The organism is Chlorogloeopsis sp. ULAP02, from assembly GCF_038404745.2.
Classification (GTDB): domain Bacteria; phylum Cyanobacteriota; class Cyanobacteriia; order Cyanobacteriales; family Nostocaceae; genus Chlorogloeopsis.
In genome coordinates this window covers 1-16,216 of record NZ_JAYKTT020000010.1, presented here as the reverse complement: position 1 = coordinate 16,216, position 16,216 = coordinate 1, and the positions used below count along the sequence as shown (strand labels likewise).

The following is a 16,216-nucleotide window of genomic DNA, read 5'->3' as shown; positions in this document are numbered from 1 at the left end:
ATTGTCATCCACTACATAAGCAATGAATACTTGTACTAGTGACAAATCTTTACAAATTTTTAATCTATGACTGAATGTCGTCAAAGAGAAGGGTGTTGGGTGTGGGGGAGCCATCGCACTGACTTTTCTCCTTGGTAAGGAGAGGGCAAGGGGTGAGGTTTTTCATGCCTGACGGTGAAACTTGTTTCATTAGGACTGCCTTCTGCCTTATTTTCATGTCAGACCGAAAACATATTCTTTGATGACGATAAATATAGCTATAGCAATCATGAACAAACCAAAACCAGTTTCCAGTTGCTTGGGCTGGGTAAATTTTGTGAAATAAGCACCAGCAATTGTGCCTATACTAGCAGCGATGGTAAAGTACATCATCAAATTAAAATCAATGGACACGCGACCAAAGTAGCCAGCAAATCCTGTCATTGACTTTAAGGTAATAACTATTAATGATGTGCCTACAGCTTCTTTGATTGGTACTTTACCTAGTAAGACTAACGCCGGAATAATCAAAAAACCGCCCCCAATACCAACAAATCCTGTCAGAATTCCTACCCCTAATCCTTCGGCTGGTATTACCAACCACTGATAGTTTTTGTGGCGATCGCTATCATCCAATTCGTTGCTATTGTTGCAAATCATTAGAATAGCAGCTACTACCATTGCGATCGCAAAAGAAATTAGCTGAAATGTAGGGGAAATAATTGGCAATGAGGCAATTCTGGCACCTATGTAAGCACCCAGCATGGCAGTAGGAGAAAATAAGGCGGCAATTCTCAGATTTACATTACCTTGTTGCCAGTGAGGAATAACACCAATTAAGCTTACAGCACCGACAATAACTAAACTCATCGCGATCGCTGATTTTGGCGGTACATTTAGTACGTAAATTAAAATTGGTACTGCCACAACTGATCCGCCACTTCCAATTAATCCCAAGCTCATACCAATACAAATTGCCAGAACAATTCCTAAAATTAAGTTCATAGTTCTTACTTGGAATTAATTATTGATACATAATGTATGAGAAATCATCTAACTACCATCATGCTTTTCGTGCTAAAGAGTAATCAACTAATGATTTTTTATAGAGCTTAGTTTCTCATAATTTAGTTCTTACTTTCTGCGTAAAATGAGTGAATTGGAAACAATTTTAAGCACACCATCACCTCGCACTCGTGCCTCGCTGTTGAACGATTTGCGTCAACTTGGATTGGCAGAGGGCATGACAGTAATCGTACACTCTTCCCTCAGTTCACTAGGATGGGTTTGTGGTGGTGCTGTGACAGTGATTGAGGTGCTGATGGATGTTGTCACAACGACAGGAACTTTGGTAATGCCTACCCATTCTGGTGATTATTCCGATCCGGGTAATTGGCAAGCTCCACCTGTTCCAGCCGAGTGGTGGCCAATTATACGAGAAACGATGCCAGCTTTTGACCCCCAGGTAACTCCCACACGAGGCATGGGTAAGATTGCAGAAGTATTCCGAACTTGCCCTGATGTGCTGCGGAGTTCTCATCCTGCGGTTTCATTTGCCGCTTGGGGGCAGCACGCCAAAGCGATTGTCACAGATCACTCTCTAGACGACTCTCTTGGAGAGGGTTCTCCCCTAGCTCGGCTCTATGACTTGAACGGTTGGGTGCTGCTATTGGGAGTCGGCTACGATAGTTCCACCTGCTTTCATCTTGCCGAGTACTCCATCAATGGAGCAAAACGAGTTGTCAAAGGGGCTGCAATTTTGGAGGCAGGACAGAGAGTATGGAAACTCTACACAGATATTGAGTTTGAAGACGATTGTTTTGTTGAGTTGGGTACAGCTTTTGAACAAGCAGGTTACGTCAAAGTATCGAAAGTTGGTTCTACTACTGCTAGGCTGTTTCCGGTCAAATCTGCCGTTGAGTTTGCCAAAAATTGGTTGACAATTCGGGCAAGGGTTTCTCTTTCGCCAGAGATATTCCCGTAGAAGTGGGTGTGCCTGAACAACCTTCTTTGTATTTCATTTTTTAACAAAAATCTAAAGAAACTCCTGTGAAAAATCAATTTAAGTAAATTAATTTAGTAACTTAAAAAATAATAGAGTTACTATGCTTTTAATTTGCCAATATTTAAGTAGTTAGAATATTTGCAAATTTTAAATTTTACTATTTTCAAGCTTAAAATTTGATTTGCTTCACTAATATTAATGTCAGCTCTACCAATTGATCGGGAAAGGGCAAGGCTAGCAGTGCTCCGTCAATATCAAATCCTTGATACTGAACCCGAAGCGGCTTTCGATAATCTTGTCCAATTAGCAGTTCTCATTTGTGGCACTCCAATAGCTTGTATCAATTTTATTGATGAAAACCGTCAATGGTTGAAAGCAAAAGTTGGTTGGGATTTTAAAGAATTATTACGCGATATTGGGATGTGTCCTGCTTGTATTCAGCAGCACGATGTTTTAATTGTTTCTGATACTTTGGCAGATCCACAGTGGCAGAAAAATTCAATCGTGGCTTCTCCTTTTCATGTGCGATTTTATGCTGGTGTACCCCTGTTTGCGCCAGAGGGGCAAGCGATCGCTACTATTTGCGTTATGGATCGAGAACCTCGGCAATTGAATTCACAACAGGTGGCTGCATTGCAAGCTTTGGCACGCCAAGTGATGGCACAAATAGAAATGCGGCGAGATATCATCTCGGTGCGGCAAGTTGAAGAACAACATCAACTTGCGGAAGCAAGATTGCGTCACTTACTGAGCGCTAGCCCTGCAATTATATACTCTTGCCAACCTAGTGGAGATTTTTCCGCTACCTTTATTAGTGACAATGTTAGCTCTATCTTGGGCTATAACAGCCGTGAATTTATTGAAAAAAACAATTTTTGGGTAGAGCATATCCATCCTGACGATGCTCCCAGTGTATTTGCAAACTTAACCACTTTGTTTGAGCAAGGACATCACACCCATGAATATCGTTTTCAACACCAAGATGGGAGTTATCGCTGGGTTCGGGATGAAATGACTTTAGTCCGAGACAGTTTTGGTGAGCCTTTAGAAATCGTTGGTTATTGGATTAATATTAGCGATCGCAAGCAGACAGAGCAAGCACTACAAGATAGCGAAGCTAGATTACGACTGGCAATGGAAGTAGCTGGAATGGGGACTTGGGACTGGAATCTACTGACACAAAGGTTGAGTTGGTCTGCTAATCTAGAACAGCTGTTTGAAATGGCACCAGGGAGCTTTGATGGGCGCTCGGAAACTTTCATCCAGTTGCTGCATCCACAAGACAGAGACAGAGTGTTGGATGCTACTGCCCGCGCGATCGAGGAAAAAGAAGATTCTTACCTTGACTTAGAGTTTCGCTTTGTTTTACCTAACGGTAAAATTCGTTGGGCTGCTACAAAAGGTCATGTCATCTGCGATCATACAGGCAAACCGATCCAAATTGCAGGGATAGATTTAGATATTACGAAGCGCAAGCAAGCAGAACTGGCTTTGCGGGAGAGCGAACGTCGATATGCCACTCTTGCCCAAGCCGTGCCTGTGGGCATCTTCCGTACAGATGCCCAAGGAAGTTTTATTTATGTTAACGAACGCTGGCGTGAAATTACCGGACTCTCCTTCCAAGATGCACTAGGAGAAGACTGGATACTAGCTCTACACCCAGACGATCAAGAGCGTGTTGCGAGTGGATGGTACCAATGGGTAAATACAGTTAGTTTGGATGCAACCTGTTTATTACCATTTCAATCGGAGTATCGGTTTCAACGTGATGATGGAGCAGTTTTTTGGGTATTTGGTCAAGCAGTTGCGGAAAGAGAAAATGGTTGTAAAATTACTGGCTTTGTCGGGACAATTACTGATATTACAGAGCGTAAGCAAGCAGAAGCAGGCTTACTGAAAAGTGAAGAACGATTGCAGTTAGTAATTGATGCTATCAATGATGCAATTTGGGATTGGGATATTGTTTATAACAATTGCTTTTGCTCAAAACGATTTTATCAATTCCTGGGATTGCCGCCAAAAGAAGAACAAAGGCATTTCTATGAATTTCTTTATCAACTAGTACATCTCCAAGATCGAGAGCGATTTGCAGAACTACTTTATCAACATCTGGAACTCAACCAACCATGTCAAATGGAAGTACGGTTACGTCAGTTCGATGGCAGTTACAACTGGTACCTAATTAGAGGCAAGGCAATTAGGGATGCAAAGGGGCGTCCATTGCGGATGTTAGGAGCGCTCAGTGATATCTCCGAACGTAAACGAGCCGAGGAGGAATTAAGACACCAAAATCAGCGATCGCAACTTTTAGCTGAAATTACCCTTAAAATTCGCCAATCTTTACGAACTGAAGAAATCCTTCAAACTACAGTTACAGAAATCCAAAAACTACTCAATTCTGACCGAGTATTAATTTTTCAGTTAGGTCACGATGGTTGGGGAACAGTTGTGCAAGAGGCTTTAGTACATGATTGTACCTCTATTTTGGCGCAAAAGCTCGTAGACCATTGTTTTTACGAAGACTATCAAGAAGCTTATCGTCAAGGAAGAATTCATGTCGTCCCTAATATTGCTACGGCAAACCTTCATCCTTGTCATAGAGAATTTTTGGAGAAATTAAGTGTAAAAGCACACATAGTTGTACCAATCATTCTTAGAGATACACTTTGGGGCTTGCTAATTGCTCAACAGTGTGCATATCCAAGAGATTGGAGTAGTTTTGAAATTGATTTGTTGCAACAATTGGCAAACCAAATTGGTATTGCCCTATCTCAAGCACAACTGTTAGAACAAGAAGTGCATCAAAGAGAAGAACTAGCTCGCTCCAACACAGAATTAGAACAGTTTGCTTATGTAGCTTCCCACGACTTGCAAGAACCATTGCGGATGGTGACAAGTTATTTACAACTGCTAGAGAGAAAATATAAGAACAAACTTGATTCCAAAGCAGATGAATTTATTGCTTATGCTGTAGACGGTGCAAGTCGGATGCAAATCCTGATTAATGACTTGTTACGCTTCTCTCGCATTAGTACCCGCGCCCAACCCTTTGAGACTGTTGATTGCAATCTGATTTTACAGCGAGCGATCGCTAACCTGAAAGTTGCCATTGTTGAAAGCAGTGCAGTGATCACCCATACGGAAGCCTTGCCCCAAGTCATCGCCGATGCAACCCAACTTACCCAGTTATTTCAAAACTTGATTAATAACGCCATCAAATTCAAGAGCGAACTAACACCACAAATTGAGATTGGGGTAACTAGGGTAGAGGGCAGAGGGCAGGAGGCAGAAAGTAGAAGTAATATTGTAAATTCTCCCTCTTCCCCACTCCCCCACTCTTCCTCTTCACTCACAGAATGGCTCTTTTGGGTGCGCGATAATGGTATTGGGATTGAAGCTCAGTATCGCGATCGCATTTTTGTCATTTTTCAACGTTTGCACGCTAGGGGCAAATATCCCGGTACCGGTATTGGTTTGGCAATTTGTAAAAAAATTGTCGAACGTCATGGTGGGCGTATCTGGGTAGAGTCAGAAGCAGGGCAAGGTGCCACCTTCTACTTCACAATTCCAGATAGGATAGGTACGACATCGTGAATACTCCAACAGACATCATGCCTATTGAGGTTTTGTTAGTAGAAGACAATCCTGGTGATGTAGAATTAACCAAAATAGCTCTAGAAGATAGCAAAATTTCTGTCAACTTGAGTGTGGTTGAGGATGGTGTAGAAGCGATCGCGTTTCTGCGCAAAGAAGATAAATATGCTGATGTACCCCACCCTGATATTGTTTTACTTGACTTAAATTTGCCTAAAAAAGATGGCAGAGAAGTACTGGCAGAAATCAAGGCAGATGAAACTCTCAAGCGAATACCTGTAGTAGTTTTAACAACTTCTCAGGCTGAAGAAGATGTTTTAAAAGTCTACAGTCTCGCAGCTAACTGCTACATCACCAAGCCTGTGGACTTCGATCAATTCGTTAAAATCGTACAATCCATAGAAAGCTTTTGGTTTACCATTGTCAAACTGCCATCAGAGTGAAGACGAAGGATTAGGAAGAGGACAAGCGGACACGGGGAGGGGGAGCACAGGAGCAGCAAGCAAGGGGGAATGGGAGACAAGGAAGGGGAGTAATAAACCACTAACTACTAACCACAATGACCAATGACTAATAACTAATGACTAAAATGGCAGAACAACCGCTCAAAATTTTGTTGGTTGAAGACAATCCCGCTGATACCCGTCTGTTGCAGGAATTTTTGTGGGAAGTCACTTCTGCACAGTTTCAATTAATATCAGTTGAAAAGCTTGATGAAGCATTAAAAACTCTCAAGCAAGAAAGCTTTGATGTCATCCTCTTGGATCTCTCACTGCCAGATAGCCAGGGGTTAGAAACATTTCTCAAACTACATTTGCAAGCACCAGCGATTCCCATTATTGTCCTGACAGGCTTAGATGATGAAAGTTTGGCTACAAGGGCGATGCAAGAGGGAGCGCAGGATTATTTAATCAAAGGGCAAGTAAATGGAGACTTGCTTGTGCGCTGTATGCGCTATGCCATTGAGCGACAACGGATAGAAGAAGCACTGCGGCAAAGTGAGGAGAGATTTCGGGTAGCATTAAAAAACTCTCCAATTATTGTTTCTACTCAAGACAAGGAACTCTGTTATACGTGGGTTTATAATACCTCACCAGGCTTTGTGGATGAGGGAATTATCGGAAAACGAGACTTAGATTTAATTGCTCCTGATCAAGTGCAACGTCTGTTAGAAATTAAACAACGTGTGCTTTCTACTGGGATTGGCACCAGAGAAGAAGTATCTATCACTACAGTACAAGGAACTCGATATTACGATTTAACTGTAGAGCCATTGCGCAATGAAGCACAAGAAGTAGTGGGAATAACCTGTGCCAGTATTGACATTAGCGATCGCAAGCTAGCAGAAGAAAAAATCCGCGAGCAAGCAGCATTATTAAATGTGACAACAGATGCAATTCTGGTGCGAGATTTAGAAAACAAAATTATATTTTGGAATAAAGGTGCAGAAAATCTTTACGGTTGGCGTGCAGAAGAAGTTTACGGTAAAGATGCCACTGAACTTTTGTATAATGACGAATTACCGCCAGAAGTAGGAGCAGCACTGTTAACAGTTATTGCCAAAGGTAAATGGCAGGGCGAGTTAACTAAAGTTACTAAAACAGGCAAAGAAATTTTGGTTGCCAGCCGTTGGACTTTAGTTTGTCAACAAGACGGTTCTCCCAAATCTATTCTCACTGTTGATACCGATATTACTGAGAAAAAACAATTAGAGACGCAATTATTTCGCACTCAACGTCTGGAAAGTATCGGCACTCTTGCCAGTGGTATTGCTCACGATCTTAATAATATCCTCACACCAATCTTGGCAGTTGCTCAACTGCTACCAATTAAATTTCCTGATCTATATCCGGAACACGAGCACCTGTTAGAAATATTAGAAGATAGTGCTAGACGCGGTGCCGATTTAGTTAAGCAGGTTTTGTCGTTTGCGCGGGGTGTTGAAGGCAAGCGCATGACTTTGCAAGTCAAGCACTTGATTAAAGAAGTTGTCAAGATTGTCAAACAAACTTTCCCCAAATCTATCGAAGTCATTATGGATTTACCGCAAAACCTGTGGACGGTTTGCGGAGATAGTACGCAACTACATCAAGTATTGATGAATCTTTGCGTTAACGCTCGTGATGCAATGCCAGGTGGTGGTATTTTAACAATTACTGCCGAAAACCTGGTAATTGATGAAAACTATGCTCGGATGCATTTAGAAGCCAAAGTTGGCTCCTACGCTGTTATTACTATTAGCGATACTGGTGTTGGCATTCCTCCAGAAATCTTAGAGAGAATTTTTGAGCCATTCTTTACCACAAAAGAATTGGGTAAAGGTACAGGTTTAGGACTTTCCACTGTCATTGGCATCGTCAAAAGCCACGGTGGATTTATTAATGTGTACAGCGAAGTTGGGCATGGAACCAGCTTTAAAATTTACTTGCCAGCAGCACAGGAAACTGAAACAGAGTTAGTTCAAGAACTAGAACCACTGGCAGGTAAGGGAGAATTAATTATGGTTGTGGATGATGAGCCTGCCATTCAAGAGATTACTAAAGCATCGCTAGAGGCTTATAACTACAAGACATTGATTGCTAGTGATGGGATTGAAGCGATCGCGCTGTACGCCCAAAATCGAAATAAAATCAGTGTTGTGCTGATGGATATGATGCTGCCATCACTTGATGGAATTACCGCTATTCGTACTTTACAAAAAATCAATCCATCAGTAAAAATTGTCGCCACAAGCGGACTGATGTCTAACAGTAAATTGGCGGAAGCAGCCACTTTTGGGGCTAAAACATTTTTGTCAAAACCTTATACTGTTAAGGAATTATTACTGACTTTACAGAAAGTACTTAGTTCATAATTGATGTTTTGGCTCTTTTGTAATGGCAATTTAGTATAAGAGACGCTAAATTTAGCGTCTCTACATTGTCTGCACTTGGATCAGAATTTTTGTGAAATGGTGTAATACCAATTCTCTAAAGTAAGGCTACACGTAGCTTGTAATAGCACTTAAGCGCAATTACAAACCTTGTTCTATTTCTAGCCAAAATTTAGGGAAATCGTATAACACAAATAAAATTATATGATGTTAAAAGCTCTTATGTTCATCGCCACAGACAAATTCACTCACTACCAGGTGGGATCAAGATACTCTGTTCAATTAATTACTTGAGATTCCACATCTGCCTTTTGATCAACCATTCCCCTGAGTTCTCTTTGTGGAGAAGCCAGGTTTTTGTCGCTTTGAATGAATTCGTCGTTCCATCAGCATGGGCGGTAGTGGTTATATCAATGTGCGCAATGCCGTATATCCATTGATCGTCAATCTGTAGAACATCAATGGGTTGAGATTGAATAGTCCATTTCGCAATGTCATAATCCTTCTGTTCACTTTTTGAAATCTCAACTGCACCATGCTCAGGTTCTGAACCCGGTGGAATCCGAATCGCATCTGCGGCGAATAGCTTCCCATAAGCTGTCGAATCGCTAGCGTTAACGGCTGCCTGATACTTCTTACACATCGCTTTGACAACCTCGTTCGCATCAGTCATAAGTTTGCATCTCCTTAGATACAACGTACCTAACCACCAACGGTGTTAGTTCACTTTCAAGTTTAGTGACAATGGCACGATCAAACTTTGACCAAACTCGCTTTTGACCGAAGATGGCTGGCTGTAAAATACCCCATAATTGCCCATCTTGACATAAGTGAGCATGAATTAGAGCTCGATGTCCAAATTGTTTACGTTCAAATTCTTGATTCACTACCTCTGGATTTGCGATTTCTACATCTTCGACATAAATAGAAGGATCAGTTCTAATTGCAGCAGCAAACATCGGATCTTCTTTTGTTAACGAATCTGGTTCTAATTTCCATTCAGAGTCTATAACTTCTGGAATTTCCAGACTGCGCCGCCAACAATAGGGAACTTTACCAAGCTTAGTTTGAGGGTTTCGTACATAAAGAAAACAGCGATCGCACTGCAATATTTCTCCAAGTACCGGAAGTAAGGCATTAAAGACAGAATCTGGTTCAGTATGAGTGTTGAGAATGTTTCTAATCGCTTTTGGTAGAGTTAAATCAGTCATTGGCAGATTTGTGATTTTTTTGAGTATCTTCTCAACCACCTGCAATTGAAAGCATCGTCCCAGCGACATAGGCGATCGGGGATTGGGTATCCTTCACTGATTGCTGTTCCCTGTTTCCTGTAACTTGTACCTAATACTTACTTAACAGCTAGTATTGTAGTGCTAAAAACAAACAGGAGCGAGTTGCATGAGTCGTCGTTTGTTAGTAACCGGTGGTGCAGGTTTTATTGGCTCAAATTTTGTGCATCATTGGTGTCAGCATTATCCTAATGATCGAGTGGTAGTATTAGATGCCTTAACTTATGCGGGAAATCGAGTAAATTTAGCGGGATGGGAGGAGCAGGAAAATTTTTGCTTTGTACAAGGGGATATATGCGATCGCTCGTTGGTGGATCGGCTACTCCAAACCGAAAATATTGACACTATCGCCCATTTTGCTGCTGAATCTCATGTAGATAGATCTATATTGGGGCCTGGTGCTTTTGTACAAACTAATGTAGTGGGTACATACACTCTACTTGAAGCTTTTCGCCAACACTGGCAAGCAAATTCACATCCTGCTCATTACCGTTTTCTACACGTTTCTACCGATGAAGTTTACGGTAGTCTTGGTGCTGAAGATCCTGCGTTTAGCGAAACTACTCCCTATGCTCCCAATAGTCCTTATTCAGCGTCAAAAGCTGGTAGTGATCACTTAGTTCGTGCCTATTACCATACCTACGAACTACCAACAATTATTACAAATTGTTCTAATAATTATGGCCCTTACCAGTTTCCTGAAAAACTTATTCCTCTCATGTGCATTAACACTTTAATGGGTAAACCATTACCAGTGTATGGCGATGGCAAAAATGTTCGGGATTGGCTTTATGTGGGCGATCATTGTAGTGCTTTGGATGTAGTGATTAATAGTGGCGCTCCCGGTGAAACCTATAATATCGGCGGTAACAACGAGGTGGAAAATATTAACCTAGTGCGGATGTTGTGTCAGTTAATGGATGAATTAGCGCCTGAATTGCCTGTAAATCCTGCCGAGAATTTGATTACTTTTGTTAAAGATAGACCAGGACACGATCGCAGATACGCAATTAATGCTACTAAAATTAAAAATCAGCTTGGATGGATGCCTTCAGTTACGGTTGCAGAAGGTTTACGATTGACTGTGAAATGGTATCTTGCTCACTACGACTGGTGGCAACCCCTGCTGTCGGAAGAGTATCAAACATATTACCAGAAAAATTATGTTTTCTCTGCTAGTTAAATTTTATAAGTAGGTCGGTGCAAATCAAGCTAACTAATTAAGATAGTCATTTGTCATTTATGATTAGGGTTTTCATGCCCTCAAATTTTTTGCTACACAACCCAAAATTTTTAATGTTGCATGAAAGTTGCATATGACTTTACGAGGTAAGAATTTACTGACATCATCAGTTTCGAGATTTTTGTTGTCATAGAATTCAACCATTTAAATGCCAGGGTAGCCAGTGGTGTTAACACCACTGGTTTTTTATTAGTTAGAACCCTAATTTCTCTAAGAAGCTAGGATTCTATATCTAGATTTTTAGTTTATTTATTTTGAATTACTTATATCTGTAATGAAACTAAATGCTATTGGTTAGGAAATCCAGAATCAAAGTTATTTTGCATTATGTTGCTTGGAACAACAACATCTCGATTTGGAGTTTGAAAATTGTATGGTGTGATGCCAGAAGATGACTGACTGCTATTTAAATTAACAGAGTTATTTGGAAATTGATTTTGAGTGTTAGTGAAGCGGGAATCTAAATTATTATTGGGAATAGTCACAGAGTTTTGTGGCTGGCTTGTTGCTGTTACCGTATTATAATTACTGCCATTAATCACGGTAGTGTTTGCTTGTGTAGTCAACCCCATATTTGGCAGCGATCGCTCAAAAGAATTCATCTGAGTTAAACTTGTGTTATTTCCAGTTGGTAGATTCTGGCTTGCCGATCGGTTGATTGCTGTTTGCAAAGCGCTAAGTGGAGCAGTATTTTGACTAAAGGCAGAGTTTTCTCCTGAACCTATTTGAGTCGGCAATGTCGTCACCCCATTGACTATAGAGAACTGGCGATCGCTTTGAAATGTTTTTAATTGCAATAAATTTTCGGCTTGTACTACAAATGGATTTTCTAGCTTGGGGACGGGTGCAGGATTAGCTAGCTTTAAGCCTGGATTTGAAGTGGCATTACTTAAATCGTTTGATACGCCTTTATTTTCATTGGTTCTGGTATTTTTCTTTGGCGTACTAGCCGTTGGAGTTATATCTGCATGCTCAAAGTCATAAAAAAGAACTGGTAAATTATCAATATCTGCCGCGATCGCCCTATCTTCCACTGATAAAGAAGAGTCAGTAGATTTTTGTGATTCGACTTGCTCTTTTTGCCCGGCACTGAGATGATCTGGATGGGTCAAGTATTCTTTAACCACCAACCCCACAACAGATAAAAAAATTGCTGTTCCCCAAAAACTTGGTTGGCTCAGGTTCCATAATTTAGTTTTGAGATTGCCTAAGAAAGCGGGATTGAAACGACGGTGTGACATAGACAGATCCTAAACTAGTCAATGCATAAAGCGTGAGAAAATTGTTGCTCTCTCATTCTCATTCAGGTTAGAGAGAGTTAAGACTGATGCGGTTTGCTATGAACTACAGTACTAGAATTTTCTAGCAGTTTTACTTAGATACTTTTTTACTTTATTTCTATACTAGATTAAAGCACCAAAATATTTATTCCTGATTAGATAGTACTTTTATCTTAACTCTGGAATATAAATTAGTCATTAATAACTAGATGAAATTGTAATATAAATCATTAAGAGATAGTTTATCAACTAAACCTTAGATGTAGGGGAGCCAATGCGCCCTTGCGGGTTAGGCGCGTTGTAGACGCCCAGAGGGTAGCACCTGGCGTTGCGTGAAAGCAGCGCGTCACGGCTAGTTCTTACTCTCTTAAACTCTCAAAACTTTACATAGCCTTTAACACACCCTACCACCGTGACATGAGTTCTGACTTTTCCGCGTTCCGGAAGCTAACTGCGTTATGTTTATCTGTAGTTCTGGGTAGTTTTGGTACTAACAATGACGATTGGGGTTTGGATCTTAGGCGATCAGCTTTGGGAAAAACAAGCAGCTTTGCAAAGTTTTTCTCATCAACAGAATGTACCTGTAATTCTAATTGAATCGTTGCGTTATATCCAACTCAGACCCTATCATAAGCAAAAGCTAGTCTTAGTTTGGTCAGCAATGCGGCATTTTGCTGAAGAATTGTGCCAACTCGGATACTTAGTAACATACAAGATTGCAGAAGATTTTGAGACACCGCTTCAAGAATGGATCGAGGCGAATCAAATTACTGAGTTGCGGGTGATGATGCCAAGCGATCGCCCATTCCTACAAATAATTCAAAGTTTAGAACTTTCTTGCCAGAAACTTTTAATTCCTAACGATCATTTTTTGTGGAGTACAGAAGAATTTAACAATTGGGCTAAAGGTAGAAAGCGCCTGCTCATGGAAGATTTTTATCGCGAAGGAAGGCGACGTTTTCAAATTTTAATGGAGAAAGACAAGCCAGTGGGGGGAAAGTGGAATTTTGATCAAGAAAATCGTCAACCACCAAAAGGAAAGCTAAATACACCACCTGCACATTGGTTTGAGCCAGACGAAATTACTCGTAAGGCGATCGCCAAAGTTAATTCTCTTTCTGTGCCAACCTATGGAGAAGTAGAACCGTTTCGCTGGGGAGTAACTCGCCAACAAGCACTTCAGGTACTAGATTGGTTTATTCAAAATCGACTCAAGAATTTTGGTTCTTACCAAGATGCAATGGTAACGGGAGAAGAGACAATGTGGCACGCGTTGCTTTCTCCTTATTTGAATATCGGTTTACTTCAACCTTTAGAGATAATTCAAGCAGTTCAACAAGCATACGAGCAACACCAACTACCTTTAAATAGCGTGGAAGGTTTCATTCGTCAGGTTTTGGGTTGGCGAGAATATATGCATGGCATCTATCACTATGTCGATGCAGACTACTCAGAAAAAAATTGGTTTAACCACACACAACCGCTACCAGATTTTTTTTGGACAGGTAGAACTAAAATGAATTGTTTGCACCAAGTTCTTACGCAAGTGCAGCGCACGGGCTATGCTCATCATATCCAACGGTTAATGGTGGTGAGTAATTTTGCGCTAATTGCTGGAATCTCGCCGCAATCAGTCGAAAATTGGTTTCATGCCGCGTTCATTGATGCTTATGACTGGGTAATGCAGACAAATGTCATCGGTATGGGTTTATTTGCTGATGGAGGGGTTTTGGCATCCAAACCTTATGCCGCTTCTGCTAACTACATCAATAGGATGAGTGACTATTGCAAAAGCTGTGTTTATAACCACAAAGAACGTATCGGCAAGAATGCTTGTCCGTTCAACTTCTTCTACTGGAACTTTCTTGATCGACACCGCGAGCAGCTCCAACTTCAAGGGCGGATGAGCTTAATTATGAAAAATTTAGATAAAATCTCTCAAGAAGATTTACAAAGCATCCATCAACAAGCTCAAGACTGGCATGCTCAAGAAATATCCTCCCCAAATTTTGGATGATTCCTCAACGAATTGATGAAAACTTCTCTTTCCTTCTGCCCTCTGCCTAATTTTCAAAACACTTTCATCAGCACTAAATCAGTTAATTAACTTCCATCCACTCGATACACTTTTGCATTTGCTCTTTCATAGTTTCTGCATCTGCATGATACCTTCGTCCATGACCCGGTAAAACCCATTCAAAAGTATAATTAGCCAATGTATGCATTGACTTAATTAATTCTGTCCAAGAGTAAAAGCAATATTGACGAAAAGCGAACAAATGCCCAAGTTCATCATTCCAAGCTAGATGATCGCCAGCAAACAGAAACTTGTTTTTGTACAACAAGACTGTATGTCCTTTGCTATGTCCGGGAACTGGAATAATTAATAAATCAGGAGTTAATTGAGTCGGTTTTGAACCAGTCAACTGAATTTCTACATCACGAGTATCGGCAGTGATGTCGTCTTTGTGGAGGATGCGCTGGCATCCAAAATGCTCTGCATACTTTTTATGATCTGCCACATCATCCATGTGAGTCAGGAACATATAACGTATTCCTCCCATCTCTTCCAAACGCTTGACTAAAGGCGGCGTAAAGCGAGGGGAATCTACCAACACATTACCTTCTGGTAGTTGAATAAAGTAGCCTGCTCCACCATAGGATTTTTCCGAATGGTAGCCACAATCGTAAACATTATCTTCTACAGGAATTGGAAAACTTTGTTGAACTGTTTTGATATCTTGAGGTTTATCAACTGTACCAATAGAACTGGTTGGGCAAGCTAAAAGTGCTTGCAGCGCTTTAATTCTTTCCTTTGCATTCGCTGGTTGGTGATAAACAGCTGACATTCCCTCGGCTTCAATAAAAACTTCGGGAGCCATCCAACGACAAGTATCACAGTCAATGCAGGTGGTATCTACATAAAAGTCGCCACTAACATTTTCGGGGCGACGCAGATCTAAATGAGCCATTTTATTAAACCTTTTTTGCCTAGTCGCAGTTATTTTCTGGAAAAGGAATGAAATTTAATATAACTATATAACTAGGTTAGCAAAGATAGTTCTAGGGTTTGATGAACTGCGCTAAGTTGCGATTTTGAAGTTCTCATCCAAATTGTCTTTGCTGAGTGCTAATCAAGAAGCGATCGCATAAACGCCTTGGCACCAAGTTTTAACTACCGCTACTTAAGTAATACTTTCAGTCAAGGACATTCTTACTTCAGAAGGTCGTAATCTCCTGCTAAGATACCTACTGTTGAGATAAGAAAAACTTATCTTCAGATTATATTCAACAGCCATGCAAGCCCAGCCAGAAGTACAGACTCTTAATACTAAATTGGAAAGAATCGCCAACATTTTACGCTTTGTTAGTTGGGTGAGCTTGTGGTTACAACTTGGATTGGGAGCAGCTTCTGTTTTAATGTTGATCTTCGCAATTTCTGGTCGTAGCTTCAATCAAGCAATAACACCTACCCCAGGAGTGCCAGGTGCAGTACCAGGTGTAAATTATAATCAAGGAACAACACCCGGAGTTAACATTAGTATCTTTTGGGGAGTGTGTGGAATTCTAGCCTTATTATTTACTACCTATCTAGCTTTTAGAATTACTCGCTTTGCCAAACGACTCCGCAATCCCGATCCAACCTTGCATCCTAAGAAAGCAGAAGTAATGAAAGTGCTGCGAATTGCTGTAATTGCAGGTTTTGTAGGATTGTTGCTGACTATTTTGGGAGGAGGATCTGGTTTGGGTGTTCTACTCTCAAAATCTATTGCTCAACCACAAGGGGTAGCAATTTACGATCCAACTCGGATTATTCGCTCCCTAGATATTTTTGTCGCCATGGCAAGTATGACGGGTATCACCGCTCATTACATTGGGACAGTTGCTTCTTTGGGGTTATTTAATTGGTTACATCCTGAATTGTAAGTAAATAAGTGGTCGTACAAAATAAAT

Annotated in this window: 12 protein-coding genes; 7 read left to right on the top strand and 5 right to left on the bottom strand. The window is 40.9% G+C overall.

What is annotated here, in order from left to right; genetic code table 11:
- Positions 1–213: 213 nt before the first annotated feature.
- Positions 214–984, bottom strand: coding sequence for a sulfite exporter TauE/SafE family protein (locus tag U2718_RS06345; RefSeq protein WP_341998077.1), 771 nt, complete (start codon positions 982–984; stop codon positions 214–216).
- Between the two features lie 145 nt (positions 985–1,129).
- Here U2718_RS06345 and U2718_RS06340 point away from each other — a divergent pair, with 145 nt between their 5' ends.
- The 4 genes from U2718_RS06340 (at position 1,130) to U2718_RS06325 (ending at position 8,432) form a co-directional block, all read left to right on the top strand.
- Positions 1,130–1,963: an AAC(3) family N-acetyltransferase gene (locus tag U2718_RS06340; protein WP_341998079.1), complete on the top strand. Its 834-nt coding sequence runs from the start codon at positions 1,130–1,132 to the stop codon at positions 1,961–1,963.
- A gap of 219 nt (positions 1,964–2,182) precedes the next feature.
- Positions 2,183–5,578 (top strand): PAS domain-containing protein, encoded by a 3,396-nt coding sequence (locus tag U2718_RS06335; protein ID WP_341998081.1) that lies wholly within the window; start codon positions 2,183–2,185, stop codon positions 5,576–5,578.
- Positions 5,575–6,021, top strand: a complete 447-nt coding sequence (locus U2718_RS06330; RefSeq protein WP_289789690.1) for a response regulator — start codon at positions 5,575–5,577, stop codon at positions 6,019–6,021. Before U2718_RS06335 ends, U2718_RS06330 begins: the two co-directional genes overlap by 4 nt.
- Positions 6,022–6,167: 146 nt before the next feature.
- Positions 6,168–8,432 carry a response regulator gene (locus U2718_RS06325; RefSeq protein ID WP_341998116.1) on the top strand — a complete coding sequence of 755 codons (2,265 nt, stop codon included), beginning with the start codon at positions 6,168–6,170 and terminating at the stop codon, positions 8,430–8,432.
- 304 nt (positions 8,433–8,736) lie between these two features.
- Here U2718_RS06325 and U2718_RS06320 read toward each other — a convergent pair whose 3' ends face one another.
- Together U2718_RS06320 and U2718_RS06315 are read right to left on the bottom strand one after the other, a co-directional pair.
- A complete protein-coding gene (locus U2718_RS06320) occupies positions 8,737–9,123 on the bottom strand; it encodes a nuclear transport factor 2 family protein (RefSeq protein ID WP_341998083.1) in 387 nt (128 codons plus the stop codon).
- The gene (locus U2718_RS06315) at positions 9,116–9,661 is read right to left on the bottom strand and encodes a GAF domain-containing protein (RefSeq protein ID WP_341998118.1); all 546 of its coding nucleotides are present in this window, start codon (positions 9,659–9,661) and stop codon (positions 9,116–9,118) included. The genes U2718_RS06320 and U2718_RS06315 overlap by 8 nt, the downstream gene beginning before the upstream one ends.
- A 187-nt stretch (positions 9,662–9,848) precedes the next feature.
- Here U2718_RS06315 and rfbB point away from each other — a divergent pair, with 187 nt between their 5' ends.
- Entirely contained in the window at positions 9,849–10,922 is a 1,074-nt protein-coding gene (rfbB, locus tag U2718_RS06310) for a dTDP-glucose 4,6-dehydratase (protein WP_341998085.1), read from the top strand.
- A 347-nt stretch (positions 10,923–11,269) separates the two neighbouring features.
- Here the strand turns inward: rfbB and U2718_RS06305 are convergent, their stop codons facing one another.
- Complete coding sequence (locus U2718_RS06305; protein WP_341998088.1) at positions 11,270–12,223, bottom strand: hypothetical protein; 954 nt, start codon at positions 12,221–12,223, stop codon at positions 11,270–11,272.
- Positions 12,224–12,758: 535 nt separating this feature from the next.
- On the opposite strand from U2718_RS06305, the gene U2718_RS06300 reads away from it, so the two are divergent.
- Entirely contained in the window at positions 12,759–14,279 is a 1,521-nt protein-coding gene (locus tag U2718_RS06300; protein ID WP_341998090.1) for a cryptochrome/photolyase family protein, read from the top strand.
- Positions 14,280–14,361: 82 nt separating this feature from the next.
- Here the strand turns inward: U2718_RS06300 and U2718_RS06295 are convergent, their stop codons facing one another.
- Complete coding sequence (locus U2718_RS06295) at positions 14,362–15,234, bottom strand: MBL fold metallo-hydrolase (RefSeq protein ID WP_341998091.1); 873 nt, start codon at positions 15,232–15,234, stop codon at positions 14,362–14,364.
- 325 nt (positions 15,235–15,559) lie between these two features.
- Here U2718_RS06295 and U2718_RS06290 point away from each other — a divergent pair, with 325 nt between their 5' ends.
- On the top strand, positions 15,560–16,189 hold the full coding sequence (locus U2718_RS06290; protein WP_341998093.1) for a DUF3611 family protein: 630 nt from the start codon (positions 15,560–15,562) through the stop codon (positions 16,187–16,189).
- Positions 16,190–16,216: the final 27 nt, after the last annotated feature.

What these genes read in the sequence shown, in the direction of transcription:
- U2718_RS06345 (WP_341998077.1), bottom strand. Translation starts at nt 984, where the DNA reads ATGAACTTAATTTTAGGAATTGTTCTGGCAATTTGTATTGGTATGAGC.
- U2718_RS06340 (WP_341998079.1), top strand. Translation starts at nt 1,130, where the DNA reads ATGAGTGAATTGGAAACAATTTTAAGCACACCATCACCTCGCACTCGT.
- U2718_RS06335 (WP_341998081.1), top strand. Translation starts at nt 2,183, where the DNA reads ATGTCAGCTCTACCAATTGATCGGGAAAGGGCAAGGCTAGCAGTGCTC.
- U2718_RS06325 (WP_341998116.1), top strand. Translation starts at nt 6,168, where the DNA reads ATGGCAGAACAACCGCTCAAAATTTTGTTGGTTGAAGACAATCCCGCT.
- U2718_RS06320 (WP_341998083.1), bottom strand. Translation starts at nt 9,123, where the DNA reads ATGACTGATGCGAACGAGGTTGTCAAAGCGATGTGTAAGAAGTATCAG.
- U2718_RS06315 (WP_341998118.1), bottom strand. Translation starts at nt 9,661, where the DNA reads ATGACTGATTTAACTCTACCAAAAGCGATTAGAAACATTCTCAACACT.
- rfbB (WP_341998085.1), top strand. Translation starts at nt 9,849, where the DNA reads ATGAGTCGTCGTTTGTTAGTAACCGGTGGTGCAGGTTTTATTGGCTCA.
- U2718_RS06305 (WP_341998088.1), bottom strand. Translation starts at nt 12,223, where the DNA reads ATGTCACACCGTCGTTTCAATCCCGCTTTCTTAGGCAATCTCAAAACT.
- U2718_RS06300 (WP_341998090.1), top strand. Translation starts at nt 12,759, where the DNA reads ATGACGATTGGGGTTTGGATCTTAGGCGATCAGCTTTGGGAAAAACAA.
- U2718_RS06295 (WP_341998091.1), bottom strand. Translation starts at nt 15,234, where the DNA reads ATGGCTCATTTAGATCTGCGTCGCCCCGAAAATGTTAGTGGCGACTTT.
- U2718_RS06290 (WP_341998093.1), top strand. Translation starts at nt 15,560, where the DNA reads ATGCAAGCCCAGCCAGAAGTACAGACTCTTAATACTAAATTGGAAAGA.